Source organism: Desulfuromonas thiophila (genome assembly GCF_900101955.1).
Taxonomy (GTDB): Bacteria; Desulfobacterota; Desulfuromonadia; order Desulfuromonadales; family Desulfuromonadaceae; genus Pseudodesulfuromonas; species Pseudodesulfuromonas thiophila.
This window is the reverse complement of record NZ_FNAQ01000037.1, coordinates 1-1749: the sequence shown is the minus strand read 5'-3', so window position 1 is coordinate 1749 and position 1749 is coordinate 1. Positions and strand designations below refer to the sequence as shown.

The following is a 1749-nucleotide window of genomic DNA, read 5'->3' as shown; positions in this document are numbered from 1 at the left end:
GATTGGTTAGTTTCTGCAAAAACCATCCTATCCACCCGGGGGAGACAATGCTCTAATTTTTACTGCTACCTACCCACAGATTCTGCGGAGGAGGCAAAAATCGCTAATTGCTGCCATGGCTTACTCCCCCCTTTTTATTTGTTTGTGTGAATTGTTTTTTTACAAATTCGGACCAATTATTGCCGCAACCAATTGAAATATTATTAGGAGGAAAATTTCCCAAAATATAACCACCCCAATATTGAAACCACGGTTTTTCACCTATTATTTTATGAGTATTTATATCCAATATAAAGGCACGGTGCTCTTTGATACCGAATGGATGATTTGTTGTTTTTGATTCAACTTTATAAAATTTTTCTACTGGCAGAGTAAAATTACCATTGTTCTCATCATAAAATTTTGGAGTTCCATCCTCATTCCAATACTCATCAGGAAGTTCGATAGTTTGATACACCTTCACCCCTGCTTCGGTTTCACAAAGATGGTTGAAATAGATGCGTCCAGCGATCCAATCGCCTGTCGGGATCAGGATAAATGCCAAGGCAACCGCAATACGCACCCCCCATTTAATGCGTTTACGGTCCCATCGGCTAGCCGCTTTTCTGGCAACCCACATTCCCAGGCGAACATAGAAATAAAGGACAACGATAACGGCTATTGTATACATCTAGCTGCCTCACTCATGGTGAGTTCAGCGCTCAGAACTCCGCAGAGCAGCGTATCATTGCCACCCATGCCATAAAGACGGTCATTAAATTTATCTCCTCTGGAATCAGGAAAGCTTGTGCCATTTAGCTCTTCGCCCTGTTCACTTCCGAACACAACACCCAGTTGCGGTGCATTCAGACCCTGTTGCAGCACAACTTCGCCACTGGCTTTATCTTCAAAACGGATAATCGATTGGTTAGCACCATCATTGATGCTCTTTTCGATCAAAAACGAAAGCATCTCGGTCCGATAGGTCAGATATTTATCACTCAATTGCCCGTCCCCGGTGGACGGGTCAAAAATATCCAGTTCGCCGTTTTGGTTGAAGTCGTCGTACATGGAATCCGGGCCGACAACGGCAAAAGGATTGAGGTTGACCAGGGCGTAGCGGTAGGCGATGTTGTTGCGGGCTTGGGTTTCGATGGCGGAGGGAGAAAAGGGTGTGACTTTGCCTTCGGCATCGGTGGTGGCGAACACCTCGATGCTCAGGCCGGAGATGTTTTCCAACTCATCTGTTATTTTATCGATATCCGTATACAGATTGTCGCGGTTGGCGTCGTATTCGCTCCCGGTGCGCGGGGTAAAGCCGGTAACAAATAATTTTCCCAATGCTGTGACGGCTGATTCGAGGGTGTGGTCGGCTTTGTTTGAAGACGCCCGAATAATGCCGGTGACCTCATCTATGGTCAGAGTGGAATCCACTTGCGCAAAAAGATTATAAACGGCAAGAGAATCGACGGTGTTCACCATATAATGGTTGGCCCACAGGCTTGGTGCCTGATCTTCGATAGAAATAACCTGAATGTCGCCTATCATCTGCCCTAATCCAGCTGTTGCAAATATCCCTTCTAATGCCCGAATGTTTGTGATTTTTTCTTCAGGGACAGAGGCATTAGCAATTCCCAAAAGGTCCATTATTTCTGTTGCGATGTTTGTGATGCCGGGCTGAACCGTAAAGCCCGGTGCGTTGTACGTATAAGTATGGGAAATATAAGAATCAAACTCACCGGTCAAAGCTTGAGCCAAAAAGCCACCGAG

Annotated in this window: 2 protein-coding genes; both read right to left on the bottom strand. The window is 45.6% G+C overall.

Annotated elements, in window-relative coordinates; translation table 11 throughout:
* Positions 1-103: 103 nt before the first annotated feature.
* Positions 104-670, bottom strand: coding sequence for a hypothetical protein (locus BLR80_RS12840; RefSeq protein ID WP_143012184.1), 567 nt, complete (start codon positions 668-670; stop codon positions 104-106).
* A partial coding sequence (locus BLR80_RS13055; protein ID WP_171906455.1) for a hypothetical protein occupies positions 658-1749 on the bottom strand: 1092 nt, incomplete at its 5' end. The genes BLR80_RS12840 and BLR80_RS13055, both read right to left, overlap by 13 nt.

Bases quoted from the DNA above. Each gene is read 5' to 3' on its own strand.
- BLR80_RS12840 (WP_143012184.1), bottom strand. From the start codon at position 670: ATGTATACAATAGCCGTTATCGTTGTCCTTTATTTCTATGTTCGCCTG.